This is a genomic window from Actinosynnema sp. NPDC059335 (genome assembly GCF_042752395.1).
Taxonomy (GTDB): Bacteria; Actinomycetota; Actinomycetes; order Mycobacteriales; family Pseudonocardiaceae; genus Actinosynnema.
In genome coordinates this window covers 49,646-74,440 of record NZ_JBHYXZ010000028.1, presented here as the reverse complement: position 1 = coordinate 74,440, position 24,795 = coordinate 49,646, and the positions used below count along the sequence as shown (strand labels likewise).

General features: G+C 71.4%; 22 protein-coding genes, 1 tRNA gene and 2 pseudogenes. 11 read left to right on the top strand and 14 right to left on the bottom strand.

The features are described 5' to 3' along the window. Positions 1–84 precede the first annotated feature (84 nt). From ACFXGA_RS12010 to ACFXGA_RS11985, 6 genes are read right to left on the bottom strand one after another with little or no spacing between them, the layout of a single operon-like run. A complete protein-coding gene (locus ACFXGA_RS12010; RefSeq protein ID WP_378086929.1) occupies positions 85–1,464 on the bottom strand; it encodes a sensor histidine kinase in 1,380 nt (459 codons plus the stop codon). After that, positions 1,461–2,150, bottom strand: coding sequence for a response regulator transcription factor (locus ACFXGA_RS12005; protein WP_378086927.1), 690 nt, complete (start codon positions 2,148–2,150; stop codon positions 1,461–1,463). The genes ACFXGA_RS12010 and ACFXGA_RS12005 overlap by 4 nt, the downstream gene beginning before the upstream one ends. Positions 2,151–2,209: 59 nt before the next feature. Then, a complete protein-coding gene (locus ACFXGA_RS12000) occupies positions 2,210–2,824 on the bottom strand; it encodes a trimeric intracellular cation channel family protein (protein ID WP_378086925.1) in 615 nt (204 codons plus the stop codon). Between the two features lie 11 nt (positions 2,825–2,835). Next, entirely contained in the window at positions 2,836–3,966 is a 1,131-nt protein-coding gene (gene eis, locus ACFXGA_RS11995) for an enhanced intracellular survival protein Eis (RefSeq protein ID WP_378086923.1), read from the bottom strand. Positions 3,967–3,975: 9 nt separating this feature from the next. Then, a complete protein-coding gene (locus tag ACFXGA_RS11990; RefSeq protein ID WP_378086921.1) occupies positions 3,976–4,809 on the bottom strand; it encodes a 3-hydroxyacyl-CoA dehydrogenase family protein in 834 nt (277 codons plus the stop codon). Beyond that, entirely contained in the window at positions 4,806–5,126 is a 321-nt protein-coding gene (locus ACFXGA_RS11985; protein WP_378086919.1) for an EthD family reductase, read from the bottom strand. The genes ACFXGA_RS11990 and ACFXGA_RS11985 overlap by 4 nt, the downstream gene beginning before the upstream one ends. 54 nt (positions 5,127–5,180) lie before the next feature. Here ACFXGA_RS11985 and ACFXGA_RS11980 point away from each other — a divergent pair, with 54 nt between their 5' ends. Next, positions 5,181–5,834: a histidine phosphatase family protein gene (locus ACFXGA_RS11980; protein WP_378086917.1), complete on the top strand. Its 654-nt coding sequence runs from the start codon at positions 5,181–5,183 to the stop codon at positions 5,832–5,834. On the opposite strand, the gene ACFXGA_RS11975 is transcribed toward ACFXGA_RS11980, so the two are convergent. Continuing rightward, complete coding sequence (locus ACFXGA_RS11975) at positions 5,831–6,598, bottom strand: alpha/beta fold hydrolase (RefSeq protein WP_378086915.1); 768 nt, start codon at positions 6,596–6,598, stop codon at positions 5,831–5,833. The genes ACFXGA_RS11980 and ACFXGA_RS11975 overlap by 4 nt on opposite strands. Before the next feature lie 101 nt (positions 6,599–6,699). On the opposite strand from ACFXGA_RS11975, the gene ACFXGA_RS11970 reads away from it, so the two are divergent. Next, entirely contained in the window at positions 6,700–7,302 is a 603-nt protein-coding gene (locus tag ACFXGA_RS11970; RefSeq protein ID WP_378086913.1) for a TetR/AcrR family transcriptional regulator, read from the top strand. On the opposite strand, the gene ACFXGA_RS11965 is transcribed toward ACFXGA_RS11970, so the two are convergent. After that, complete coding sequence (locus tag ACFXGA_RS11965; protein WP_378086911.1) at positions 7,299–8,351, bottom strand: MerR family transcriptional regulator; 1,053 nt, start codon at positions 8,349–8,351, stop codon at positions 7,299–7,301. The genes ACFXGA_RS11970 and ACFXGA_RS11965 overlap by 4 nt on opposite strands. Before the next feature lie 100 nt (positions 8,352–8,451). Continuing rightward, positions 8,452–8,763: a hypothetical protein gene (locus ACFXGA_RS11960; RefSeq protein WP_378086909.1), complete on the bottom strand. Its 312-nt coding sequence runs from the start codon at positions 8,761–8,763 to the stop codon at positions 8,452–8,454. Positions 8,764–8,847: 84 nt separating this feature from the next. On the opposite strand from ACFXGA_RS11960, the gene bluB reads away from it, so the two are divergent. Together bluB and ACFXGA_RS11950 are read left to right on the top strand one after the other, a co-directional pair. Then, positions 8,848–9,480 (top strand): 5,6-dimethylbenzimidazole synthase, encoded by a 633-nt coding sequence (bluB, locus tag ACFXGA_RS11955; RefSeq protein WP_378086907.1) that lies wholly within the window; start codon positions 8,848–8,850, stop codon positions 9,478–9,480. Between the two features lie 73 nt (positions 9,481–9,553). Next, a complete protein-coding gene (locus tag ACFXGA_RS11950) occupies positions 9,554–11,071 on the top strand; it encodes a diguanylate cyclase (RefSeq protein ID WP_378086905.1) in 1,518 nt (505 codons plus the stop codon). Positions 11,072–11,357: 286 nt separating this feature from the next. On the opposite strand, the gene ACFXGA_RS11945 is transcribed toward ACFXGA_RS11950, so the two are convergent. After that, entirely contained in the window at positions 11,358–12,005 is a 648-nt protein-coding gene (locus tag ACFXGA_RS11945) for a response regulator transcription factor (protein WP_073895563.1), read from the bottom strand. 140 nt (positions 12,006–12,145) lie between these two features. Then, complete coding sequence (locus ACFXGA_RS11940; protein WP_378086903.1) at positions 12,146–12,613, bottom strand: peptidoglycan recognition family protein; 468 nt, start codon at positions 12,611–12,613, stop codon at positions 12,146–12,148. A 369-nt stretch (positions 12,614–12,982) separates the two neighbouring features. Here ACFXGA_RS11940 and ACFXGA_RS11935 point away from each other — a divergent pair, with 369 nt between their 5' ends. Further along, positions 12,983–16,177 carry a penicillin acylase family protein gene (locus ACFXGA_RS11935; RefSeq protein ID WP_378086901.1) on the top strand — a complete coding sequence of 1,065 codons (3,195 nt, stop codon included), beginning with the start codon at positions 12,983–12,985 and terminating at the stop codon, positions 16,175–16,177. Between the two features lie 228 nt (positions 16,178–16,405). Here ACFXGA_RS11935 and ACFXGA_RS11930 read toward each other — a convergent pair whose 3' ends face one another. Both ACFXGA_RS11930 and ACFXGA_RS11925 read right to left on the bottom strand, forming a co-directional pair. After that, complete coding sequence (locus ACFXGA_RS11930) at positions 16,406–17,152, bottom strand: FkbM family methyltransferase (protein WP_378086899.1); 747 nt, start codon at positions 17,150–17,152, stop codon at positions 16,406–16,408. Between the two features lie 17 nt (positions 17,153–17,169). Then, positions 17,170–18,168: a hypothetical protein gene (locus tag ACFXGA_RS11925; protein WP_378086897.1), complete on the bottom strand. Its 999-nt coding sequence runs from the start codon at positions 18,166–18,168 to the stop codon at positions 17,170–17,172. Between the two features lie 199 nt (positions 18,169–18,367). Between ACFXGA_RS11925 and ACFXGA_RS11920 the strand changes: the two genes are divergently transcribed. The 4 genes and pseudogenes from ACFXGA_RS11920 to ACFXGA_RS11905 all read left to right on the top strand — a co-directional run bounded on the left by ACFXGA_RS11920 (position 18,368) and on the right by ACFXGA_RS11905 (position 20,223). Further along, positions 18,368–18,440, top strand: a tRNA-Arg gene (locus tag ACFXGA_RS11920). A 326-nt stretch (positions 18,441–18,766) separates the two neighbouring features. Then, positions 18,767–19,171: a hypothetical protein gene (locus tag ACFXGA_RS11915; RefSeq protein ID WP_378086896.1), complete on the top strand. Its 405-nt coding sequence runs from the start codon at positions 18,767–18,769 to the stop codon at positions 19,169–19,171. Positions 19,172–19,465: 294 nt separating this feature from the next. After that, a pseudogene (locus ACFXGA_RS11910) lies at positions 19,466–19,738 on the top strand (XRE family transcriptional regulator); the annotation flags it as partial. Between the two features lie 10 nt (positions 19,739–19,748). Further along, a pseudogene (locus ACFXGA_RS11905) lies at positions 19,749–20,223 on the top strand (NUDIX hydrolase). Here ACFXGA_RS11905 and ACFXGA_RS11900 read toward each other — a convergent pair. Next, positions 20,208–20,768 carry an HD domain-containing protein gene (locus tag ACFXGA_RS11900; protein ID WP_378086894.1) on the bottom strand — a complete coding sequence of 187 codons (561 nt, stop codon included), beginning with the start codon at positions 20,766–20,768 and terminating at the stop codon, positions 20,208–20,210. The pseudogene ACFXGA_RS11905 and the gene ACFXGA_RS11900 sit on opposite strands and share 16 nt — an antisense overlap. A 299-nt stretch (positions 20,769–21,067) precedes the next feature. Here ACFXGA_RS11900 and ACFXGA_RS11895 point away from each other — a divergent pair, with 299 nt between their 5' ends. After that, positions 21,068–21,508, top strand: coding sequence for a hypothetical protein (locus ACFXGA_RS11895; RefSeq protein ID WP_378086892.1), 441 nt, complete (start codon positions 21,068–21,070; stop codon positions 21,506–21,508). 953 nt (positions 21,509–22,461) lie between these two features. Beyond that, positions 22,462–24,675 carry a hypothetical protein gene (locus ACFXGA_RS11890; RefSeq protein WP_378086890.1) on the top strand — a complete coding sequence of 738 codons (2,214 nt, stop codon included), beginning with the start codon at positions 22,462–22,464 and terminating at the stop codon, positions 24,673–24,675. Positions 24,676–24,795: the final 120 nt, after the last annotated feature.

The window sequence follows — 24,795 nt, the reverse complement described above, 5'->3', positions numbered from 1 at the left end:
GCAGGACGACCGGCCTTGTTCTGAACGTTCAACTCGGGTGTTCCGAACGTAGGACACGCGCGACGCGAACGTAGGACACGCGGGTTAGTGGGGGCGGCCCGGGAGGCGCAGGGTGAAGAGTGCCCCGCCCTCCGGGGCGCGGCCCGCGTAGGCCATGCCGCCGTGGCGCTCGGCCACCTGCTTCACGATCGCCAGGCCCAGGCCAGAGCCGGGCAGGGTGCGGGCCTCGGAGGAGCGGTAGAAGCGCTCGAAGACGTGCGGCAGGTCGGCGTCGGCGATGCCCGGCCCCGAGTCGGCGACCTCCACGACCGCGCTGCCGTCGCCCAACTGCCGCAACGACAGCCGCACGACGCCGCCCGCCGGGCTGAACTTGACCGCGTTGTCCAGCAGGTTCAGCACCGCGCGTTCCAGCGCGCTGGAGTCGCCCAGCAGCGACCACGGCTGCAACCGCACGTCGAACTGCACGTCGGACGCCCGCCGCTTCGCCCGGTCCAGCGCGCGCTCCACCACCTCGACCAGGTCCACCGGCTCGTGCACGACCTGCGGCGCGTCCTCCCGCGCCAGCTCCACCAGGTCGCCGATCAACGTCGTCAGCTCGTCCAGCTGCGCCCGCACGTCGGCGTTGATCTCCGCCTTGTCCTCGTCGGACAACGTCGGCGCGTCCGGCCGCTCCGAGGCGAGCAGCAGCTCCAGGTTGGTCCGCATCGACGTCAACGGCGTCCGCAGCTCGTGCCCGGCGTCGGCGACCAGCCGCCGCTGCCGCTCCTGCGACTCCGCCACCGCGCCGAGCATCGCGTTGAACCGCTGCGACAGCAGCGCCAGCTCGTCGTCGCCGGACACCGGGATCGGCCGCAGGTCACCGGTCAGCGCGACCCGCTCGGTGGCCTCCGTCAACCGCTGCACGGGCCGCAGCCCGGTCCGCGCCACCGCCGTCCCCGCGGCCGCCGCCACCAGCACGCCCATCCCGCTGATCACGAACAGCACCACGGACAGCTTGCCCAGCGTGGTGTTCAGCGGCTTGGTGGACTGCGCGATCACCATCGCCTGACCGTCGCCGTACGGCACCGCGATCACCCGGAAGTCGGTGCGCACGTCGGTCCAGATGTTCTCCGTGCGCGTGCCGCGCGCCACGTCCAGGTCGGCGGGCTGGGTCGGCGGCGCGACGGTGTTCTTCGGGTACTGGATCAGCCCGGTCACGTCCAGCACGCCGATCCGGATGTCGCCCGCGGCCAGGAACGCGCCGGGGATCTCGGACACGTCGTTGTTGACCTTGGGCGCGTTGACCGCCGCCTGCGCGCGCTGCCGCAGGTTCTCGTCCATCTGGTCGTGCAGGTTCCGGCTCACCGTCATGTACGCCCCCAGCGACACGACGGCCACGGCTCCGGCCACGCAGAACGCGGCGAGCAGGGTCACCCGGGCCCGCAGCGACACCCGCTGGAGCCGCCCGTTGGCGGCACCGATCACGGAGGGGTCTCCCGCAGCACGTAACCCACGCCGCGCACGGTGTGCAGCAGCCGCGGCTCGCCCTCGGCCTCGGTCTTGCGGCGCAGGTAGCCGACGTAGACCTCCAGCGCGTTGCCCGAGGTCGGGAAGTCGTAGCCCCAGACGTCCTCCAGGATCCGGCCGCGGGTCAGCACCTGCTTCGGGTGCGCCAGGAACAGCTCCAGGAGGGCGAACTCGGTCCGGGTGAGGCTGATCGGCCGGTCGCCGCGCCGCACGTCGCGCGTGCCCGGGTCCAGCTCCAGGTCCGCGAACCGCAGCACCGCGCCCGCCGGCTCCTGGGCGTCGGACGCCGCCCGCCGCAGCAACGCGCGCAGCCGGGCCAGCAGCTCCTCCAGCGCGAACGGCTTGGGCAGGTAGTCGTCGGCCCCCGCGTCCAGCCCGGACACCCGGTCGGAGACCGCGTCCCGGGCGGTGAGCACGAGGATCGGCAGGTCGTCGCCGGTGCTGCGCAACCGGCGGCACACCTCCAGCCCGTCCAGCCGGGGCATCATCACGTCCAGCACCATGGCATCGGGGCGCTGGGAGACGACGGACTCGAGGGCCTGCTGACCGTCGCCGGCCAGGTCGACCTGGTAGCCGTTGAACTGCAGTGAGCGGCGGAGCGACTCACGCACGGCCCGGTCGTCGTCGACAACGAGGATGCGCATGGGGCTCAGTCTTGCCCCTGGTCCTGAGAGCCGCCTGAGAAGCCGGTGTGAGCCTGCCGTCAAGTTCCCGGACCGCCGCGGGCCACCGGGGCGTTCCACCGCCGCCACAGCGCGAGCAGCCGCAACCCCACGATCACCGCCGACCCGACCAGCGTCACCGGCACCGCGGGCAGCCCCAGGTGGTCGCCGAACGCCACCACGACCGCCCCGCACAACGCCGCCACCGCGTAGATCTCCCGCCGCAGCACCAGCGGGATCTCCCTCAGCAGCACGTCCCGCAACGCGCCGCCGCCGATGCCCGTCGTCATCCCGACCAGGCACGCCGCGTACGGGGGCGCGCCCAGCCGCAACGCGGTCGTGGTGCCCGCGGTGACGAACAGCCCGAGCCCGATCGCGTCGAGCAGCAGGACCGCCCGCCGCAGCTTCGCCACGGTCGGGTGAAACCAGAAGACGATCAACCCGGTGACGCCCGCCACGGCCAGGTACGGCCAGCTCGACAGGGCCGCCGGCGGGTGCACGCCGAGCAGCACGTCCCGGATGACGCCGCCGCCCAGCGCGGTGGTCAGCCCCAGCACGATCACGCCGAACACGTCCAGCCGCGCCCGCACCGCCGCCAGCGCGCCGGAGGCGGCGAACGCGGCGATGCCGACCAGTTCCAGCGCGGCGAGCAGCACGGCCGACCAGGTTAGAAGTAGTCGGCCAGGCGGGGGACACCGGGTGCGCCGACCAGCCGGTCGAGCAGGGCGCCGTCCCCGTCGAGCAGCCCGGCGCGGCGCAGCGCGTGGCTGTCCTGCATGCCGCTGAACCACGGCCCGAGCGCCCGCGCGTGCAGCCGCACCGCGCCGCCGCCCCCGGGCTCCACCCGCACCTCGCCGTCCTCCACGACCAACCGCCACCGTCCCGCGTGCCACGGCGCGTGCTCGTCCACCACGTCGAGGTCCACGGCCGCCGACCGGAGCCACCGCGCCGCGGGCCAGCCCCGCGCGGCCACCGCCGCCGGCAGGTCCACCACCCGCAGCAGCCACGCGGACGTGGTCACGGTGTGCTCGATCGCCTGGTTCGTGAGCAGGCCCGTCACCGCCGGGTCGACCACCCGGACCAGCGCCCGGTCCAGCACGCCCGCCCAGCTGCCCAGCTCCCGCAGCAACCCGAGCTGCGTGGTCACGTCCCGCCCCACCAGGTCGAACACCCGCAGGCCCCGCGGGCCGCGCTCGGCGGTCAGGTACCCGCGCACCCCGCCGTCGTGGCCGGGCACCACCGACACCACGTCGAGGTCCAGCACGCCGGACACGTCGATCGCGGGCGCGGAGCGGTCCAGCAGCCCGTTCACCGTCGAGGCCAGGTCGGCGTAGCACGCGTGCAGCGCCGACAGGTCGCCCTCGACGGCGGGCCGGGCCTCGACCCGCGCCCCGGCGGGCATCCGGTCCAGCGGGAACTCCAGCCACTCGAACACGCCGGCCCGCTCCCACCCGCGCGACCGGTACACCGCGGGCACGGTCGCGTAGAGCGCGGACAGCGCCTGGCCGTGCTCCCGCATGTCCCGCAGGGCCGCGTCGAGCAGCGCGCCGGCCACGCCCCGCCCCCGCGCCCAGGGGTCCACGGCCACGCCGCCGACGCCGCCCATGGGCACGGTCGCGCCGCCCCAGAACTGGTGGAACTCCTTGATCGTCAGCACGCCCGCCGCCCGACCGCCCAGCTCGGCCAGCAGCCCGCGCACGCCGGGCCGCGACGACGGCTCGGCGACGCGCCCGAACGCCACCCGGCGCAGCCGGTCGGCCTCCCCGACGTCGTCCCTGCCCACCCCGCGGATCCGCACGGGTCCTGCCTACCAGGTGAAGAAGCCCTGGCCCGTCTTGCGCCCGAGGTGTCCCGCCGCGACCTTCTCCCGCAGCAGCGCCGGCGGCTCGAACCGCGGCCCCAGCTCGGCCGCCAGGTGCTCGGCGATGGCCAGCCGCACGTCCAGCCCGACCAGGTCCGTCAGCCGCAGCGGCCCCATCGGCCAGCCGTACCCGAGCCGCATGCCGGTGTCGATGTCCTCGGCGCTCGCGATGCCCTCGGCCAGCATCCGGATGGCCTCCAGGCCGACCGCGACCCCGAGCCGCGACGTGGCGAACCCCGGCGCGTCCCGCACCTCGATCACGGTCTTGCCCAGCTCCTCGGCCCAGCCGCGGACCCGCGCGACCACGTCGGGGGCCACCCCGTCGTGGCGCACCAGCTCCACGAGCTGCTGCACCGGCACGGGGTTGAAGAAGTGCATGCCCAGCACCCGCTCGCCCGGCAGCCCCTCGGCCAGCGCCGAGATCGACAGCGACGACGTGTTGGACGCCAGCACCGCGTCCGGGCACGCCTCCGCGGCCCCGGCGAGCACCCGCCGCTTCAGCTCCAGGTCCTCCGGCACGGCCTCGACGACCAGCTCCGCGCCGCGCCCGACCTCCGCGTCGAGCCGCTCCACCACGGTCAGGCGGTCGAGCAGCACGTGCGGCGGCACGCCGAGCTTGCCGCGGTCGGCGGCCTTGGCCAGCGACGCCCCGACGGCCCGCCGCGCGGCCGCGACCCGGTCCGCCCCGGCCTCCGCCAGCACCACCTCGTGCCCGCCGGCGAGGAGGAGGTGGGCGACGCCCGCGCCCATGGTGCCGCCGCCGATCACCACCGCGATCATCGGTCCACGACCTCCGCGGCGAACATGGCCACCAGCTCGACGCCGCCGATCTCGGTCAGGTTCGCGCCCGCCGCCTGCCACTCGGGCGTGCGGAACGCCTCCTTCATGGCGTCGGCGGACTCGAAGTACATCTCGGCCACGATGTGCAGCTCGTGCTCGCCGAGGAAACCGGGCACGAAGACCCGCGAGACCTTCGCCACCTCGGCCCGCAGCAGGCCCGGCGTCCGGTCGACCAGCGGCAGGTGCGAGGCGAAGTACGCCTCGTCGAACGCCTCGGCGTCGGCGGGTCTCCGGTACAGGGCGACGTACTTGACCATGTGACACCTTCCGTCCGGTTTCGCCTGCGAATGTAACACCGGCACCATGGACCGGTGCGGATCATCCTGCTGCGCCACGGGCAGAGCCTGGGCAACGTCGACGAGCTGGCGTACTGCCGCATCCCCGACCACGCCCTGCCGCTGACCGGGTTGGGCGAGCGCCAGGCCCGGGCCGCCGGGCCGCGGATCAAGGACCTCCTCGGCGGCGACCCGGTGGCCGTGTACGTCAGCCCGTACGCGCGGACCAGGGCCACGCTGCGCAACCTCGACCTCGGCGACCTGGTCGAGCGCACGGTCGCCGAGCCGAGGTTGCGGGAGCAGGACTGGGGCAACCTCCAGGACCCGGTGCAGCAGGAGGTGCTCAAGCACCAGCGGCACGCGTTCGGGCACTTCTTCTTCCGGCTGCCCAACGGCGAGTCGGGCGCGGACGTGGACGACCGCCTCGCCGCGTTCCTCACCGACCTGGAGACCCGGATGCGGGAACCCGGCCACCCCGGCACGGTGCTGGTGGTGTCGCACGGCCTCACGATCCGGCTGCTGTGCCGCCGGCTGTTCGGCTGGAGCATCGAGCTGTTCGAGTCGCTGTCCAACCTGGAGACGTGCGAGGACCGGGTGCTCACCCACGACGGCGCGGGCTGGCGGCTGGACCGGCCGTTCGACCAGTGGCGGCCGTCCCCGGACGGCGAGACGCAGGGCCCGATCGGCTAGCCGACCCGGGCCAGGAAGTCGTCGATGAGCCGCAGCCACTCCCCCGGGCGCTCGACGAACGGCAGGTGCCCGGTGGGCAGCTCGGCGACCTCGGCGGCGGGGAGGGCGGCGGCGAGTTCCCGTTGCAGGGTCGGCGAGACCAGCGGGTCGGCGGTCGTGACGACGACGAGCGCCGGGACGGACAGGCCGGCCAGGTCGCCGCGCACGTCGACCCGCCGGACCAGGTCGACCTGGTCGCCGGTGCCGACCGGGAAGCCGGTCGCGAGCTGCTCGGCGGCGGCGCGCACCTGGTCCGGGCTCAGGGTGTTCAGGACCGGTTCGCCCACCGCCATCAGGTTCACGTAGCGGGCGAGCAGGGCGTGCCGGCCGGACTCGAACAGCTCGTGCCAGATGTCGGCGACCAGGGTGGTGCGGGTGTCGGCGTGGGCGAACGTCGCGCTCAGCACGAGCGCCCGGACCCGGTCGGGGTGCCGCGCGGCGACGCGGATCGCCACGGGGCCGCCGAGCGAGTAGCCGCTGACCGCGAAGGTGTCGAGCCCTTCCGCGTCGGCCGCCGCGACCAGCGCGTCCGCCAGCCCGTCCAGGTCGAGGGGCCGCCCGGCCCTCGGGGTCGCGCCCGCGCCGGGGTAGTCGACCCCGACGACGGTGTGCCGGGCCGCGAGCCCTTCCAGGATCGGCCCGTAGTTGGCCTCGACGCCGCCGCCCGCGCCGTGGGCGAGGAGGAGGCCGGGGCCGCTGCCGCGAACGGTGGTGCCGGGTGTCATCGGGATCTCCCTGTGAGCTTTAGCGATCGTTAAAGTACGTGCCGGGCGCGACCCTAGCAGGACTTCTTTAACGATCGCTACAACGGCGTAGGCTGGCGGGCATGAGCAGCGGATCGACGCCGGTCAGGCGGAACCGGCGGGCCTTCGACCGCGACCGGGCCCTGGCCGTCGCGCTGCGGGAGTTCTGGACGCACGGCTACGAGACGACCTCGGTCGCCTCGCTCACCGCCGCGATGGGGATCAACCCGCCGAGCCTGTACGCCGCGTTCGGCGACAAGCGGCGGCTGTTCGACGAGGCCGTCGAGCTGTACGAGCGCACCTACGGGACCGCGCCGACCCCGACCGGCGACGCCCGCTCGACCATCGCCGCGATGCTGCGGCGCCTCGCCGCCGACTACACCGACCCGAGCCACCCGCCCGGCTGCTTCATCATCACCGGGGCGACCAACTGCAGTCCCGCCGCGCAGGACGTCAAGGCGAAGCTGCGCGCCCTGCGCGAGCGGACCAAGGCCGCCATCGCCGACCTCGTCCGCGCCGACGTGGACGCCGGTCGCCTGCCCGCCGACCTCGACGTCGACGGGCTGGCGACCTTCTACGCGGCGGTCATCCAGGGGATGAACCAGCAGGCGTGCGACGGCGTCGGCCGGGAGGTGCTGGAACGCGTGGCCGACGCGGCGATGGCGGCCTGGCCCTCGCCCGGCTAGGCCGCCACCACGTCCGCGACCACGCACACCACGTTGTCCGGACCGCCCGCGGCGTTGGCCAGCTCGACCAGCCTCCGGCCGGCCTCCTCCGGCTCCCGCTCCGACACCAGCACCTCGCGCACGCCGGCCTCCGGCACCACGGCGTGCAGGCCGTCCGTGCACAGCAGGTACCGGTCGCCCGGCAGGGCGTCGTGCAGGGCCAGGTCCGGCTCCACCGCCGCGCCGGTCAGCGCGCGCACCAGCAGCGACCGCTGCGGGTGGCTCCACGCCTCCTCCTCGGTCAACCGCCCCTCGGCGATCAACGACTGCACCGCCGTGTGGTCGTGCGTGATGCGGAACAGCGCGCCGCCGCGCAGCAGGTACACCCGCGCGTCGCCCACGTGCACCAGCCCCAGCCGCGAGCCGGAGAGCACCATCGCGGTCAACGTCGTCCCGCTGCACCCCTCGGCGGGGTGGGCCGACAGGTAGTCGCCCACCGCCGCGCCCGCCCGGTGCACCGCGTCCGCGAGCGCGTTGAGCAGCTCGCCCGCGGGGATCGCGGTGTCCAGCGGGGCCAGCGCCTCGACGGCCACCGAGCTGAGCGGCTCGCCCCGCGCGCCGAACCCGTCGGCCACGGCGAGCAGCCGGTCGCCCGCGTAGCCGACGTCCTGGTTCGCGTCGCGCACGAGCCCCTGGTCGGTCCTCACCGCGTACTTCAGTGCGACGGTCATGGTCGTGTCCTCCTCGGACAGCTGCTCCACGAGGAAGGAGGCGAGACCGCGGCGGGCCGCCGTGTCGGCCTCGACCTGCGCCCAGTAGGCGCGCACCTCGGCCGCGGCCTGCCCCGGCGGCAGCCCGCACACCCCTCGGATGCGGGCGAGCGGCATCCCGAGCCGGCGCAGCCAGGCGACGAGCCGGGCCTGGCCGACCTGGTCCGGCGAGTACAGCCGGTAGCCCGACAGCGGGTCCACCCTCGCGGGCCTCAGCAGGCCCAGCTCGTCGTAGAGGCGCAACGCCTTCGGCGACAGGCGGACGACCCGCGCGAACGCCCCGATGGTCAACAGCTCCACGTCCCACCCCGTTCCCCGAACCGGGCCCCTCCGGCCCGGTCGGGACCACCGTGCGGCTTCCCCCGGGGTGAAGGTCAACCGGCACGGCGACCGGGAGGGGTCAGGGGCGGGCGGCGGCCGGCGCGCGGTCCCGGACCACCCCGCCGAGCGACACCGCGGCCGCCACGGCCAGCACCGCCAGCGCGGGCCAGTCGGCCACCAGCCGGCCCTCGTCGCCGATCACGAAGCTGCCGTACAGGCCCCAGCACTGCACGGCGGTCAGCGCCGCGCCCGCGACGGTCGTCCGCCACGAGACCAGCGCCACGACCACCACCAGCAGGAGCAGGGCGAACACCGGCCAAGCCGCCGTCAGCGCGGTCACCACGACGCCACCCGCGAAGCCGAGCGCCGACCCGTGCGCAGTTCCGATCACGACCGGCCATTCAACGCCCGGTTGAGACGGACGCCACCTCCTCCCGGACAGGTTCACCGGAAGGCGTGAGGCACGATCGTCCGAATGAGCTTCTACGACGTCCTGCACCGCCGGAGGGACACCCGGGGCGAGTTCACCGGCGCCCCGATCCCGCCGGACGTGCTGCGCCGGGTGCTCACCGCCGCGCACGCCGCGCCCAGCGTGGGCCTGTCCCAGCCGTGGGACTTCATCGTCGTGCGCGACGAGCACACCCGCCGCGCCTTCCGCGACCACGTGCACGCCGAGCGCAGCGTCTTCGCCTCCGGGCTGGACCCCCGGCAGGCCGAGCTGTTCGCCCGGATCAAGGTCGAGGGCATCCTCGAGTCCACGGTCGGCGTGGTCGTCACCTACGACCCGGACCGCGGCGCGCCGGCCGTCCTGGGCCGGCACGCCATCGCCGACGCGGGCCTGTACTCGGTGTGCCTGGCCATCCAGAACCTGTGGCTGGCCGCCACCGCCGAAGGACTCGGCGTGGGCTGGGTCAGCTTCTACCGCGAGGACGTGCTGCGGCGGCTGCTGGACATCCCGCAACCCCTCCGCCCCGTGGCGTGGCTGTGCGTCGGCCCGGTCGACTGCCTGCCGGAGACGCCCGACCTGGAGCGCCACGGCTGGCGCAGCCGGCTGCCCCTGGAAGCGGTGCTGCACGAGGAGCGGTACACCCGGCGTTCGGGCCGGTAGCCTGTGGTAGCCGTGCCGGCGGCGAGGGGTCCCGCGTACCGCCTCGCCGAGTCGGAATGGAGTGTCAGCAGGAGTGGAGCAGCGAGATCGGCTGGTAGCCGAACAGGTCCCGCAACTCGACCTCGAGGTCAAGGCGTTGCTGAACGCTGGCCGCCTGCCGGAGGCCAACACCCTGTTCGACCAGCTGGTGAGCCGCGTCGCGCCCGGCGCGGACCGCTGGCAGCGCTCCGCCGTGCTGATCGACCGGGCCAAGCTGGCCTGGCGGCTGGGCCGCATCCCCCTCGCCCTCGAACTGGCCGCCGAGGGCTGGACCGACCTCGACGGCGAGCACAGCGACAACCCGGCCGCCGCGCAGGCCATGCACGCCCTCGCCTACCTGCTGGAGGGCATCGGCAACCGCCGCGCCGCCGTGGACATGCTCCGGCTGTCGGTCCAGGTGGCCCGCCGGGCCGCGGAGGCGTCGGTCGAAGGGGCCGACGAAGTGCTCGCCCACTGCCTCCAGGGCCTGGGCGGCACCCTGAACTTCCGCGCGATCTCCTCCGACCCCGAGGTCGCGCCGGCGATCTTCGAAGAGGCCCGCGGCCACCTCAGGGAAGGGCTGGAGCTGGCCAAGGACGAGCAGATGCGCCGGGCGCTGCTCGCCGCCTACAGCCGTTCCCTGGCCGGCGTCGGCGAGCTGGAGCAGGCCGAGGAGAACGCCCGGGAGACGTTGCGGCAGGCCCAGGAGGCGAACGACAAGTGGGCCGCCGCCGTGGCCGGCTGGGTGCTGGCCGTGGTCCGGCGCGAGCAGGGCGACCTCGTGCAGGCGCGCACCCTGGCCAGCCGCGCGGTCGCCGCCTCGGAGTCCATCAACGACCCGTCGCTCCTGCTGCGGTTCTCCCTGGACCTGGCCGACATCTGCGCCGAGATGGACGACCACGTGGGCGAGGCCACCGCGCTGCGCTGCTCGGTCGCCGCCGGCCGCACCGCGACCGAGACCCTCCAGGAAGGACTCGGGCAAGCCCTGGAACAACGCCGCGTCGCCGTGCAGGCCCAACGACTCGCCGTCGCCGCCCAGGAAGCCGCCGCCCGCGACCCGCTGACCGGCCTGGCCAACCGCCTGGGCCTGGAACGCGCCGCCGCCGGCCTGCTGGAGAACACCGCCGCCCACGGCCGCGTGCCGTGGCTCGTCCTGGTCGACGTGGACCGGTTCAAGGGCGTGAACGACGACGCGGGCCACGCCGCCGGCGACGCCACCCTGCGCGAGATCGCCCAACTCCTGCGCCGCGAGTGCCGCGCCGCCGACCTGGTCGCCCGCTGGGCCGGCGACGAGTTCGTCGTCCTCCTCGGCGACACGGCCGGCAACACCCAGGACGTGGGCCCGACCGTCGCCGAACGCATCCGGGCCGCCGTCGACAACCACGACTGGACCGTCGTCCTGGGCCCGACCCGCAAACCGACGGTCAGCATCGGCGTCGCCGCCGGCCCGGCCAAACTGGACCAACTCTTCGCCGCCGCCGACATGGCCCTCTACCGCGCCAAACGCCACGGCCGCAACCGCGTCGAAGTCGAACCCCACCTCGTCGTCCCGGAAACCATCTCCGGCAACTAACCCCACACCCAACCCCCTACAACAACCCCACCAACCCACCCACAACGGACCCGCAACCACCCCACCGAGGCTCGATTTGACATGGGTTCGGGTGCCTTAGGCTGGACGAAGCCGGCAGGCCTGGCGGGACGCTTTACCCCGCCGGGCCTGCCGGCTTTGGCCTGCCCAGGGGTACCCGTAAGGGCCCCATGTCAAATCGAGCCGGACGCACCCACCGAGCCCCGCACCACCGAGCCGGTCCGAACCACCGAGCAGAACCGAACCACCGAGCCGCAACCACCCCGGCTCACGCGATCAACCCACCCCTGAACGCGACCAACGCCGCCTGCACCCGGTTGACCGCCCCGATCTTGCCCAACACGGACGACACGTACCCCTTCACCGTCGCCTCCGACAGGTGCAACGTCCCCCCGATCTCCGCGTTGGACATGCCCTGTCCGATGAGGACCAGCACCTCCCGCTCCCGTTCGGACAACGAGGCCAGCAACCGCCGGGCGGGCTCGGCCGCCCGCTCCCCGTCGGCCACCGCCGCGAGCACCCGCGCCGCCACGCCGGGGTCGAGCACCGCGCCACCCACCGCGAGGTCGCGCACCGCCCGCACCAGCTGCTCCGGCTCGGTGTCCTTGAGCAGGAACCCCGAAGCGCCCAACCGCAGCGCTTCCGACACGTACTCGTCCACGTCGAACGTGGTCAGCATGGCGATCTTCGGCGGGTCCGGGATGGCCCGCAGCCTGCGCAGCGCCATCAACCCGTCGGACGACCGCATCCGGATGTCCAGCAGCACGACGTGCGGGCGGTGCCGGCGGGCCAGGTCGGCCACCAGGTGCCCGTCGTCGCATTCGGCCACGACTTCGATGTCGCCTGCGCTGCTGAGGATCATGCGAAGGCCGGACCGGACGAGGTCTTCGTCATCGGCCAGCATCACCTTGATCACGACGCCTCCCCGCGTTGGCGTTTCGTGTTCGTACCCGTCCAGCCTCGCGCACGAACACGCAAGCTGACGTTAATTCCCCGTTATCTCACCACGGAAGCACGCGGGTTCCGCCTGTTCACAGTTGCCAGGAAATAACCGGCTCAACCGAGGATGCGCGCCACTTCCTGACGCAGTCGCGGCAGCAGGGCGTACAGCTTGTCGCCCGGACAGAGGGTGTCGCGGTAGTCCCGGTGGCCCTCGATCGCCGATGGCGGGATCCCGTACTGCTGGCACGTGTAGACGCAGAACGACACCAGTGAGTCCCATTGCAACTTCGGCGGCTCCACGTCCATGTAGAGCCCTTCGTTCTCGATTCCGATGGCGGCCGTGTTCTGCCCGGGGCAGTGCGCGCCGACCACCACGCGATCGCCGGCGCGCAGCGCCGCCAGGCTGCCGTGCCTGCCCTCCATGAGGAAACCGCCGCGGCTGTTGGTGAAGTGCTGACCGGAGTCGATCCAGCCGTTGGTGTCCATGTGCAAGTCCTGGATCCACCGCGCGTTGGCGTACGCCGCCGCCTCCGAGTAGTCCGTGACGTTCGCCGAAGCCGTGTGGTGCACGAGGATCCGCACGGGCCGCGTGTTCACGACGGTCGTCGGCTCCGCCGGCGGCCGCGCGCCCCAGTCGGCGCAACTCCGGATGGGCAGAACAGGCGACGCCGCGACACCGGGCGACCCGGGCGACGCCGGCGACGCGGAAGCGTCCGAAGCACCCGCGGCGCCCACCCCCACGAGCACCCCCGCACCGGCGAGCCCGGTCAACAGCGATCGACGTCGCACCATGTGAACTGTTTTCCCAACCGAACCTCACCAGGTCAAGTCTCCACACCCATCCGGGCCAACCCGCCCCGCTCCCCACCCACAAAACGCGAAGGTCTTTCGCAAATCGTTACGCGCCAGTAACGTGCGTCACACGATCCCTGCCTGGAAGGAGCTTCGCGCATGCGGAGAGCCGCCCGATCGCTAGCCGTGGTCGCCCTCCTCGCCGCGGCCACCCTCACCGTCCCGACCACGTCCCAGGCCGCCGCCCCACCCGAGGTCAGGACCGGCGCGTTCACCCCGGACGACCACTGCCTCGGCCAGTGCCACGACGTGCTGCCACCCGGCCAGAACGGCAACGCCACGCTCGCCGAGATCCTGGCCCACCAGCTGCTCGGCACCCGGCCCGCGCACTCGGCCGACCAGCTCGGCCGCTACGACTCGCTCGTCCCCGGCTACGGCGGCCTGACCAACGACCAACTGGGCGCGTTCTTCAACGACGCCTCCTTCGGCGTCCCCGCCGACCAGGTCGCGAGCACGATCAAGCCCCGCGCCGACGTCACGATCGTGCGGGACAAGGCGATCGGCATGCCGCACATCTACGGCACCACCCGGTCCGGCACGGAGTTCGGCGCGGGCTACGCCGCCGCGCAGGACCGCCTCTGGCTGATGGACCTGTTCCGCCACCTCGGCCGCGGACAGCTGTCCGGGTTCGCGGGCGGCGCGGAGGGCAACCGGGCGCTGGAGCAGAGCTTCTACAACCAGATCCCCTACACCGAGGCCGACCTCCAGGCGCAGATCGACCAGGTGGCCGCCCAGGGCCCGCGCGGGGCGCAGGCGTTGCAGGACGTCAAGGACTACATCGCGGGCATCAACGCCTACATCGCCACCGCCGTGAACAACCGGACGTTCCCCGGCGAGTACGTGCTGACCGGGCACGCCGACGCGATCACCAACTGGAACGACATCAAGCCGTTCCAGCCGACCGACCTGGTGGCCATCGCCGCCGTCGTGGGCGGCCTGTTCGGCGCGGGCGGTGGCGGCGAGGTGCAGAACGCGCTGGTCAAGCTGGCCGCGCAGAACCGGTACGGCGCGGCCGCGGGCGAGCAGGTGTGGCGGTCCTTCCGGGAGCAGAACGACCCCGAGGCCGTGCTGACCCTCCACGACGGCCAACGCTTCCCGTACGGCACGACCCCGGCCTCGCCGCAGGGCGTCGCGCTGCCCGACGGCGGCGTCGTCACCCCCGAACCGATGGTGCACGACCAGGTTTCCACCGCAGCATCCACAGTGGACATCCCGGCGGGCCTCGAGCCGTTGGAAGGTCTCTTCGCCGACGGCGTCCTCCCCCGCGACCTGCTCGCCAAGAAGCACGGCATGTCCAACGCGCTGGTCGTGTCCGGCCGGCACACCGACACGGGCAACCCGGTCGCCGTGTGGGGCCCGCAGACCGGCTACTTCGCGCCGCAGCTGCTCATGCTCCAGGAGCTGAACGGCCCCGGCCTGCGCGCCCGCGGCGTGTCGTTCGCCGGCGTGTCGATGTACGTCCAGCTCGGACGGGGCATCGACTACTCGTGGAGCGCGACGTCGGCAGGTCAGGACATCACCGACACCTACGCCGTCGAGCTGTGCGAGCCGTCCGGCGCGCCCGCCACCGCGACGTCCGCGCACTACCGCTACCACGGCCAGTGCCTGCCGATGGAGCGCCTGGAGCGCAGGAACTCCTGGAAGCCCACGGTCGCCGACCCGACGCCCGCCGGGTCGTACACGCTCGTCATGCACCGCACCAAGTACGGGCTCGTGCACAGCCGCGCCAAGGTGGACGGGAAGTTCGTGGCGTACACCTCGCTGCGGTCGACCTACCTGCACGAGGTGGACTCGATCATCGGGTTCCAGGAGTTCAACGACCCCGACGCGATCAGGTCGGCGGCGGACTTCCAGCGCGCGGCCGAGCACATCGGGTACGCGTTCAACTGGTTCTACGTGGACTCGCGCGACACGGCGTACTTCAACTCCGGCGCGAACCCCGTCCGCAAGGCCGCGGTCGACCCGCACCTGCCGGTGAAGGCCGAGCCCGCGTACGAGTGGGAGGGCTGGAACCCCGACCGCAACACCGCGACGTACACGCCGTTCGCGCAGCACCCGAACTCCGTCAACCAGGACTTCTACATCAGTTGGAACAACAAGCAGGCGCTGGACTACTCCGCGTCCGGCTACGGCATGGGTTCGGTGCACCGCGGCGACCTGCTGGACGACCGCGTCCGGGCGCTCATCGCCCGCGGGCCCGTCAGCCGGGCGTCGTTGACGAAGGCCATGGCCGAGGCGGGCGTGGCGGACCTGCGCGCCGAGCAGGTGCTGTCGGACCTGCTGCGGGTGATCGACACGGCGGCCGTGACCGACCCGGCGCTGGTGTCCGTGATCGGCAAGCTGCGCGACTGGCAGCGATCCGGCTCGCTGCGCAAGGAAACCTCGCGCGGCAGCAAGACCTACGCCCACGCCGACGCGATCCGCGTGCTGGACGCGTGGTGGCCGCGGCTGGTCGAGGCGCAGTTCCGGCCGGGCCTGGGCGACGCGCTCTACGACCAGCTGACCAGGGCCGTCCAGGTGGACGAACCGCCGTCGGACACGCACGGCGCGGCCCCGCACAAGGGCTCGTCGTTCCAGAACGGCTGGTGGAGCTACGTCGACAAGGACCTGCGCGCCGTGCTCGGCGACCGGGTGAACGGCGCGCTCGGCGCGCGTTACTGCGGTGGTGGCGCGGTGGCGGCGTGCCGCCAGGTGCTGCTGGACAGCCTCCGCGCCGCGGCGGCGGTGCCCGCGACCGCCGTCTACCCCGGTGACGCGTCGTGCGCCGCCGGTGACCAGTGGTGCGCGGACACCATCATCCACCGCGCCATGGGCGGCATCACGCACGACAAGGTGAACTGGCAGAACCGGCCCACCTACCAGCAGGTCGTCCAGTTCCCGTCCCGCCGGGGCACGGACCTGGCCAACCTCGCCGCCGGCGCCACCGCCACCGCGAGCAGCCACGAGCGCGGCTGGTACGACTCGCCGCCCTCGAACGCGGTGGACGGCAAGCCGGACACCCGCTGGGCGAGCGACTGGTCCGACCCGCAGTGGATCCGGGTCGACCTGGGCGCGACGCGCACCGTCGGCCGCGTCGCGCTGTCGTGGGAAGCCGCTTATGCCAAGGCATATCGCATAGAGCTGTCGACCGATGGCAGCACGTGGCGGACCGCGTACGAAACTTCCGCCGGAGACGGCGGAAAGGACCTTGCGTCGTTCCCGCCTGATGCGGCACGATTCGTACGAATGACGGGTATCCAACGAGCCACCGGGTACGGATACTCGTTGTACGAACTTGAGGTCTACGTCAAGTAGACCGGCCCACAGGAAGACCCCGGTCCACCCCCAGGGACCGGGGTCTTCCGCTGTGCTCGTGCCCTGTCGGCCTTCTCGCGTGGCCTTCTCGTGCGGCCTTCTCGTGCGGCCTTCTCGTGCGGCCTTCTCGTGCGGCCTTCTCGTGCGGCCTTCTCGTGCGGCCTTCTCGTGCGGCCTTCTCGTGCGGCCTTCTCGTGCGGGCTTGTCGTGCGGGCTTGTGGTGCGCCGTTATCGCGCGGTGAACAGGTAGTTGCGCACGCGATCGTCGATCCGCTCCACCGGCCGCCACGTGCCGCGGTGCCAGGCGTGCATCCGGTAGCCGCGCTCGGCCAGCCACTCCTGCACGTCGCGCGCCCGGTAGCCGAAGCGCAGCACGTGCCGTTCCTCGATCTCTAGGAGCAGCGTCGGCCGGAACCGTTCCAGCGTCTCCTCGCCGCCCTGCAGCACGCGCAGCTCCGCACCCTCCACGTCGGCCTTGACGAAGTCGAGCCGGTCGATGGCGTTGGCCGCGCAGAACCGGTCCAGCGTGTCCGTGCGGACCAGGACCTCCAGGTGGTCGGTGAACTCCTCGTTGGAGCCGAGCCCGTCCGCGCCCGCGGTGAGGAACGAACGGCCGGTGACCGGTGTGCCGTGCCGGACGGGGACGCTCATGACGTCACGGCCCTCGCTGACGCCCAGCGCGACGGAGTGCCGCACGACGTTGCGACCCTCGCGCGGGCGCAGCAGGAAGGACAGGGCGGGGTGCGCGAACACCAGCGGCTCGATGCTGTGCACTGTCCCTTGTGGACCGACGAGGCGGGACAGCGAGACGGTGTAGAGGCCGAGCGCCGCGCCGATGTCGACGCACACGTCACCCGGCCGCACCACCTCGCGCAGGCCGATCAGCTCGGGTTCGACGTACGGCGTGAGCCGGGCGAGGACGCGCAACGCGCCGGCCACCGCCGCGCCGCGCACCTCGGTCAGGTTGTGGGTCACGATCACAGGTTAGGGAATCACGGCAGGGGCTTGGCGCCGTTCCGGCGGTGGTTCGGCGGCAGTGGCCGGTGGTCCTGGTGGTTCGGCCGCGGCGCGCCGCTCGCGGGCAGTTGCGGGCTCCCCTGCGGGCCCGCCGGGATCTGCGCGTTCGCCTGCCGGTTCGGCTGGATCTGCGCGCTCCCCTCGACCTGCTGGTCCGGCTGGGCGGGCAACCCGACCTGCTCGGCGAACTCCTCGGCCACCGTCGAGCCGCCGTAGATGCCGAGCGCCTTGGCGAGGTGCATCCGGACATCCGTGCGGTGGCCGTCGTCCAGGCGGGGCAGGGCGCTCTCGAACGACGTGACCAGCGTGTCGGCCCAGTGCTGGTCGCGGCGCTGGGCCGCGATGCCGACCAGTTCGGCCAGGTGCCTGCTGAGGCCCACGGCCTGCTCCACCTCGTAGCCGTTGCGGACCAGCCACCAGATCGTCGCGGTCGACAGGTCGGTCAGCACCTCGTCGCGCAGGTACTTGATCTCGGCCCGTTCGGCGTCCCGCTCGGCCTGGCGCATGGTGGTGGTCTGGAGCAGTTCGATGTGCTTGCGGGCCATCGCCAGGTCGTTGTCGTCGACGGTCAACTCGACCGCGTCGGCCCGCGCCCACACGTGCGTGCCCTCGACCTGCCGCTCCTCCGCGAGTTCCGCGCCGAGCCGGTACCGGAGCGGGGCGTGGTGCACGAGCATCGCCCGTTCGGTGAGGGCTTTGGCCCGGTTGACGATGTCGTTGACCGCCGCGCTGCGCGGGGCGTTGTGCCGGACGCCCGTGGTGAGGTCCACGCGCCAGTGGATCGTCATCCGGACGTGGAAGTCGAGCCCGTAGACGGCGCTGGGCAGCGGCGACTCGAACGGGTGCTCGTGGGTGGTCGAGGGCGGCACGAACGTGTACTGCTCGGCGTTGGGGCGGGCCCGGAGCCGCCGCCACCAGGCGCCGAGGGAGCCCAGCGGGCCGGGACGGAAGTCGGGCCAGGGTCGGCTGCTCATGGGTCGGCTTTCGTCGGAGAGGGATATGCCCCTTCTGTACCTCACTGGACCGATGCGGAGAAGACGAGGGGGACCACTTCGCCCGGACAGCCGACCGCTCGGGACCCCCGCCCTCACCCAAGGTGCACGATCCTAGGCTCACCGAGTGACAACCCCACCACCCGAACCTGCCGGGGGCACCCGGTAGGCTCATGCCCGCGCCCTCGTAGCTCAGGGGATAGAGCATCGGTTTCCTAAACCGTGTGTCGCAGGTTCGAATCCTGCCGGGGGCACTCACCTTTCGCCGGGTGAATCAGGCCCTGAGCTGCGACAACGCGCTCGGGGCCTGATCTTTCCCGTCAGTCGCCGTCAGCCGGAATCCCCGTCTGCCACGGGTCACGAACCGGCGGTTGTGCCGGCGCACAAGCTGTCTGCGCGTCACACCCACTTCGAGTGACCTGCGTCACTACAGTCCCAACCATGAACTCGCTGAGCCTGCTCGGTTCGGTGGTCGCATCGGCGACAGCCGTGACGATTGCTCTCGTAGGGTGGCGACGCCAAGATCGACGGGACGAGCAGCAGAGGAATCTGGACGCCCGGAAGGATCAAGCCCGACTTCTTGCGGAACTACTCGAACTGCATCGCCGGTGGCGGTGCACCGGTCGGGCGCGACATCGCAAAAGCGAAAGCGATCCTTCTGCAGCTTCCGGGACATAGGGCGACCATCGTTCGGGTCGCTCTGGGTCTTCGCCACACCATGCACGACGTGCCGGTGGACGCCGCGACCGCAGCGCGCCTCAAGCCAACCGAACCGCACGACGCCGGTCACAAGTGGTGGATCTTCGACAGGGCGTCCGCTCTCAACCGCCAGTCCCTCGATGCAAGGCCGGAGTTGGTTGAGGCAGAGATCGCCTACGACATCGCTGGACTGCTCGGACGAGACCAAGAGACCGTCCTCCAAGCCCTGAAGACGGACGTCCGAGACTTGGACACGGCTGTCCGGGTGCACTACCTGGAACAGTGAGGCACCAACGACGGCGCGTCCTGACGACATGCTTCGGCGCATGTCAGTACTCGACATCGAGCGTTGACAGGCATGCCCAAGCTTGAGGTCCGTCAACGACAGGTCCAGTGATCTTCTTCAGGTCTTACGTCCAATGTGGGCGGACACCGCCGCATCCGCTGCCCGCCCACACCACCGATCAGCAGTCGAACGGGCCGGGCATCCAGGGCAGCCACGAGACCGTCCCGGCACGAGTGATCTTGAACCGGGTCTCCTCACCGTCCTCTCGCCACTGGTGCGCCGTGGCGTGACAAGGGCACCCTCGCCGCGAAGGTTCGCAACGCCCTGGCGTTCTTCAAGCCGCCGGCAGACACCGGCCACGCCGAGATCCGCTGCCACCGCACCACGCTCTACAACTCGATCTACCGCTTCGATGACGAGATGCCGGTCAACACCCACGTCCACGGCTTCATGGCAGCCCACGCCCCGGTCCTCCACCTGCGCCGCCTCTCCGGAGGCGACCTCTTCGAGACCTACGCCGAGAGCTTCCAGGGCGTCTGGGACGACGCCAAGCCACCCAAGTGGTAGGCAGGGAACCATGGCGCGCACCGACCACTACAACGACCCGAACGCCCCCAAGGCGACCAACATCGTCGTAGCCGTGACCGCGTTCGTCCAAGACGACCAAGGCCGCCTGCTCATGATCCGCCGCACCGACAACAACCTCTACTCCATCCCCGGCGGAGCCCAAGACGTAGGCGAGACCATCGGCCACACCGTCATCCGCGAGGGTCAAGGAAGAGACCGGCATCGACGTAGACCCCACCGACATCATCGGCGTCTACTCCGACCCGGCCCACGTCATCTCCTACACGGACGGCGAAGTCCGCCAGGAGTTCTCCATCTGCTTCCGCGCTCAGCCCATCGGAGGCGAGCTGCGCACAAGCGACGAGTCCAGCGAAGTCCACTGGGTCGCCCGCGAAGACCTCGAAGCCCTCAACATCCACCCCTCAATCCGCCTCCGCATCGAACACGGCTTCAAACCGCGGACCACTCCCTACTTCGCCAAGTGACCCAACCCAGCCGCCCACAACCGCTCCTCAGTCCGCTCCACCGCGGCCACCAATTCTGACTTCGCCTCCAAGTTAAGGGATGTCATAAGGTCAGCCGGACCATACCGTTCCACGATTTCGCCAATTCGATCGTGAACGTTCGTTCGACGACCATCCGGCGTCGTGGTCATGTCCGCCCACCAGAGCGCATCCCGCAAAGGCGTTTTCTCGTCGTCCCATTCACTCAATTCGTTCACCATCGCACGAAGCTCCGCCTCACGGTAAGAACATGAGTGATACGCAACGAGCGCACAGAGACTTTTAGGATAGCCGGAATCGCGCAAATATCCAGCTTCGTCCAGCGGATGAAACCCAGTCAACGCTAGATTTGGAGCGTAGCCGATGTCATGAAGGACCGCCGCCTCCTCAAGAGTTGAGGCGTCGCTATCCGAGAACAGCGCCGAGACGGAACGTGCCCGTGCCGCAACACCCTGAACATGCGCCCATCTACGTGGAAGCGGTCCCGCAAGTAGGTGTGCCGCCAGCTTGAATGCCCATGCCGCCATGCGGCCACCTTAGCCACCTCCAAGTTGGAGGTACTAACAGCCATGCGGTAACGCCCACTGCGCGACCGCCGATAGGAGATCCGACCGACCAACACAGTGGACAGGCGAATTAGATGCTGCGGCGATTTCTGCTCTGCTCTTCATTAGTTTTGCTAGCGACGACGGGATGCGGAGGTGGAACCGCGGCGCTGTCACCCACCTCTAATTTGCCTACCACCGGTGAATCAACCAAAGCAAAGACCACTGCAACCACAACTACGTCGCCACATGCCAAGACGTTCGACTCGTCCATAAATGATGTGATCGACCAAATCAACCTTCAACTGCCACTTTTAGCTACCGGCTCGTCACCTCTGCCGACAACCATCGCGAAGCCGGGCGTCTTTGGCGGGAAAGTCACTCCAGTTACTGAGATTTATCTCTTACCCGAGAGCAGTGCGTTCAGCAAAACGCGGGCCGTTACGGCCCACGTGACTGGCAACAATGGCACAGTCCAGACACCTGCTCGCCTATTGAGCGGCATTGGCGCATCATTGAACACGCTTTCCAGCGAGGCGCTTGAGGCATTTCAGAGGGACGCACTACCGCAACTTTCCATGCTGACAAAAACACGCACCACGATCACCGTGGGGTCGTTCTACGACTTGACAATCTTGGTACGCGGTTCGACCTCATTGACCTTCATCTACACACCGGTTGGAACTACTCCTCCGTCCGAGGCCGAGACGCTCGGACTGTAAGGACTGCGAGGCAGCCACCAGCGAACGGCCACATCTGCCGAATTCGGCTCTACGGGATCAAGGCACGCGCCGCCTGCGGCAGCGCGCGGCTGGGCCGGACGCACTTTGGCACCGACTCCCCCGCATCACGGCACGCCGGGCTCCCGCTTCGCTCCGCCCGTCGGCCGTGCGCGGAGTCGGTGCACGTGGTCCGGAGGCGGCGCGCGAGGTGATGGCGAGCTGGAGGCCGAGGAGTCCCGAGGTTCGCCGGTCGGGACGATCGCGCGGTCACGTGGATAGGGTGGCTGGGCACGGCGATCGGCTCCGCGACGGCTTCGCCGTCTTGCCAACGAGCTATGAGATCGGCGGAGGCTGGGGCACTGGACAGTGGCGGTGCGCGGACTGCGGACTCCTCGCGGACTGGGTCGGCGACATGGTGAGGCGCAGGGCAGTGTTCGGGCAGGTCACGAGGTATGAGGGACCGTGTGCCCGAAGCGCCTTCCTAAACCGTGTGTCGCAGGTTCGAATCCTGCCGGGGGCACTCACCTTTCGCCGGGTGAATCAGGCCCTGAGCTGCGACAACGCGCTCGGGGCCTGATCTTTCCCGTCAGTCGCCGTCAGCCGGGATCCGCCCCGGTCGGCCGGGGTTCGCGAAACCACCACGGACTGATTCCGGATACGGCGAGGGTCGATCCACCCCGGCACGCCGACGATCGGCCGGACGCCTCCCGAAGGGTCCTTGACCTCCCTGAACGGTGAGACAACGGACAGATCGGATGGCACCATTCCCGATCGCGGCGGCGTCGGGCCGGTCCGCGGTGCAGAGGGGGAACATGAGATCGTCCGGAAGACCGGCGCGCGTCGTGCGCGCCGGGTTGGTCGTTGCGCTCGTCGCGGGTGCTGTTGTGACGCAGGTCGGGACGGCGGGGGCGGCGCCGTTGCCCCGGCACGAGACGCTCAGCAGGTCGTCCTGGTTGACCATCGACAGTCGCAGCCCGCACCACAACACCACCACCGGTGACGCGAAGGTCGGCTCCTGGCGGGACGCCGAGGGCAAGCGGCACACCGGGAAGTCGTACTTCACGTTCGACCTGACGAAGGTCCGTGACGCCACGGTCTTCGCCGCGGCCGTCACGTTGTCCGAGTCGGCCGCCAACGACTGCGCCAAGCCGCGCGCCACGGAACTGTGGCTCGTCAAGCCGAGCGGCACGGTGTCGTGGGCGCGGCAGCCGCGCGAGTTGGCCCGGCTGGCCGGGCCCCGGCCGACCACCGGTTGCGTCGCCTACGTCACCTGGGACCTCGCGGACGCGGTCCGGGACGCGCTCGCCGAGGGCGGCACGACGCTGACCGTCGTGGCGCGCATCTCCGGCGACTTCCAGGGCGACACCGCCTACGGCCGCACGTACCGCAACAGCGCCTCGCTCGACGTCGACTACAACCACCCCCCGGCACGGCCCGCCGGCCTGAAGGTCGACAACACCGCGTGCGCCGGCGAACCGCTGATCACCGCCGCACGTCAACCGGTCGTCTCCGCCACCGTCGCCGACCCCGACGGCGTCCGCGACGTCGAGGCGCGCATGGCCTTCTGGCCGGTGTCCGCGCCCGACCGGCGGCGCGAGGTGTTCCCGGTCTGGGCGGGCCTCGGTCACGCGTCGACGTACTTCCCGCCGGACATATTGCAGGACGGCAACACCTACGCGTGGGCGGTGCGCGCGGAGGACGGGCACGCCACGTCCGAGTGGTCCGAGCCATGCCTGATCACGGTCGACCACACCGCGCCCGACGTCGCCCCGACGGTCACCTCCCCCGTGTACCAGGAGGACGGTGGACCGCCCGGCAACGGTGGTGAGGGCGTGCCCGGCGAGTTCACGTTCGGCGCGAACGGCGTCGCGGACGTGGTGGCCTTCGAGTACGACGGCATCGGGATGCCGTACGGCCGGGTGGAGGCCGATCGGCCCGGCGGTTCGGCCACGGTCTCGTTGACCCCGACCTCGAACGGACCGCTGAGCATCACGGTGGTCGGCCTCGACCGCGCGGGCAACCGCTCGCCCGGCCGCACGTTCCGCTTCTGGGTCCGCGACACGTCCCCGTCGGTCGAGGGCGAGTACCCGCGGCTGGGCCGGTCCACCGAGTTCACCTTCACCGCGCGCCAGGACGGCGCGGTCACCGCGACCTACCGCCTGGACGACGGGCCGGAGACCACCGTCCCCCTCGGATCCGACGGCACGGCGAAGGCCGCGGTCGCGTTCGACCGGCCGGAGCCCGAGTTCCACCGGCTCGACGTGTGGACCACCGACGCGAACGGCCGGAAGTCGGGGGTCGCCAACCAGGTCTACTACGTCGACGCGATGAAGCCCGACGTGTCGGTCACCCCGTGGGACGGCATGGTCGGGCAGGAGCGGACGTTCTCCTTCTCCGCCACCATGCCGGACGCGGTGTCGTTCACCTACCGGGTGGACGACGGCCCGGAGACGACCGTGCCCGTCGGCGCGGACGGCACCGCGCAGGTCGCGTACGCGGCCCGGCGGTCGGGCTGGTCCGAGCTGTTCGTGTTCACCACGAACGCCGCCGGCGTCCGGTCGGGCAACGGCTGGGCCGAGTTCGCCGCCGAGAGCGTGGCCCCGACCGTCACCAGCGCCGAGTACCCGGAGTGGAGGACGTCCGGCGGTCCCGGCGTGCGGGGCACGTTCACGCTGTCCACCCGACTCGCGGGCGTGACCGGGTACCGGTACGCGGTCGCCGACGGTCCCGAGCGGACGGTCGGCGCGGGCGCGGACGGCACGGCGTCGTTCGACTTCACGCCGACCAAGCCGGGCTACGTCCGCATCACGGCGTGGGCGGTGTCGGGCAGCGGCATCGTGTCCGACGAGACGACGTACGTGTTCTACGCGGGCGGTCTCGCGCCGGTGATCACGAGCCCGCAGTTCCCGCCGGGCACGAACATCGGCGGCCGGGTGGGCGAGCCGATCGAGTTCACCTTCACCGCCGCGCTGACCGGTTCGACGGAGTACGCGTACCGCTTCAACGACGACGCGGAGACGGTCGTCGCCGCCGGCCCGGACGGCCGGGCGACGGTCACGTTCACGCCGCCGGCCACGGGCGTCTTCGTGGTCCGCGTGCTCAGCCGCACGCCCGAGGGATATCTCTCTGCCACGGCCGAGCGCTACTTCTCGGTGCAGACCGCGTGACCGGTCCCGGGGGGGGGGGGCGGGCCGCCGCCCCCCCCCCCGCCCCGCGCCCCCCCCCCCCGCGCGCGGGGCGGGCGGGGGGGGTTTACAAAAGACCACACCCCCCAACACACCGAGAAA

Coding starts and splice junctions, on each gene's coding strand:
- ACFXGA_RS12005 (WP_378086927.1), bottom strand. CDS start 2,150: ATGCGCATCCTCGTTGTCGACGACGACCGGGCCGTGCGTGAGTCGCTC.
- ACFXGA_RS11990 (WP_378086921.1), bottom strand. CDS start 4,809: ATGATCGCGGTGGTGATCGGCGGCGGCACCATGGGCGCGGGCGTCGCC.
- ACFXGA_RS11985 (WP_378086919.1), bottom strand. CDS start 5,126: ATGGTCAAGTACGTCGCCCTGTACCGGAGACCCGCCGACGCCGAGGCG.
- ACFXGA_RS11975 (WP_378086915.1), bottom strand. CDS start 6,598: ATGACACCCGGCACCACCGTTCGCGGCAGCGGCCCCGGCCTCCTCCTC.
- ACFXGA_RS11970 (WP_378086913.1), top strand. CDS start 6,700: ATGAGCAGCGGATCGACGCCGGTCAGGCGGAACCGGCGGGCCTTCGAC.
- bluB (WP_378086907.1), top strand. CDS start 8,848: ATGAGCTTCTACGACGTCCTGCACCGCCGGAGGGACACCCGGGGCGAG.
- ACFXGA_RS11935 (WP_378086901.1), top strand. CDS start 12,983: ATGCGGAGAGCCGCCCGATCGCTAGCCGTGGTCGCCCTCCTCGCCGCG.
- ACFXGA_RS11925 (WP_378086897.1), bottom strand. CDS start 18,168: ATGAGCAGCCGACCCTGGCCCGACTTCCGTCCCGGCCCGCTGGGCTCC.
- ACFXGA_RS11900 (WP_378086894.1), bottom strand. CDS start 20,768: ATGGCGGCATGGGCATTCAAGCTGGCGGCACACCTACTTGCGGGACCG.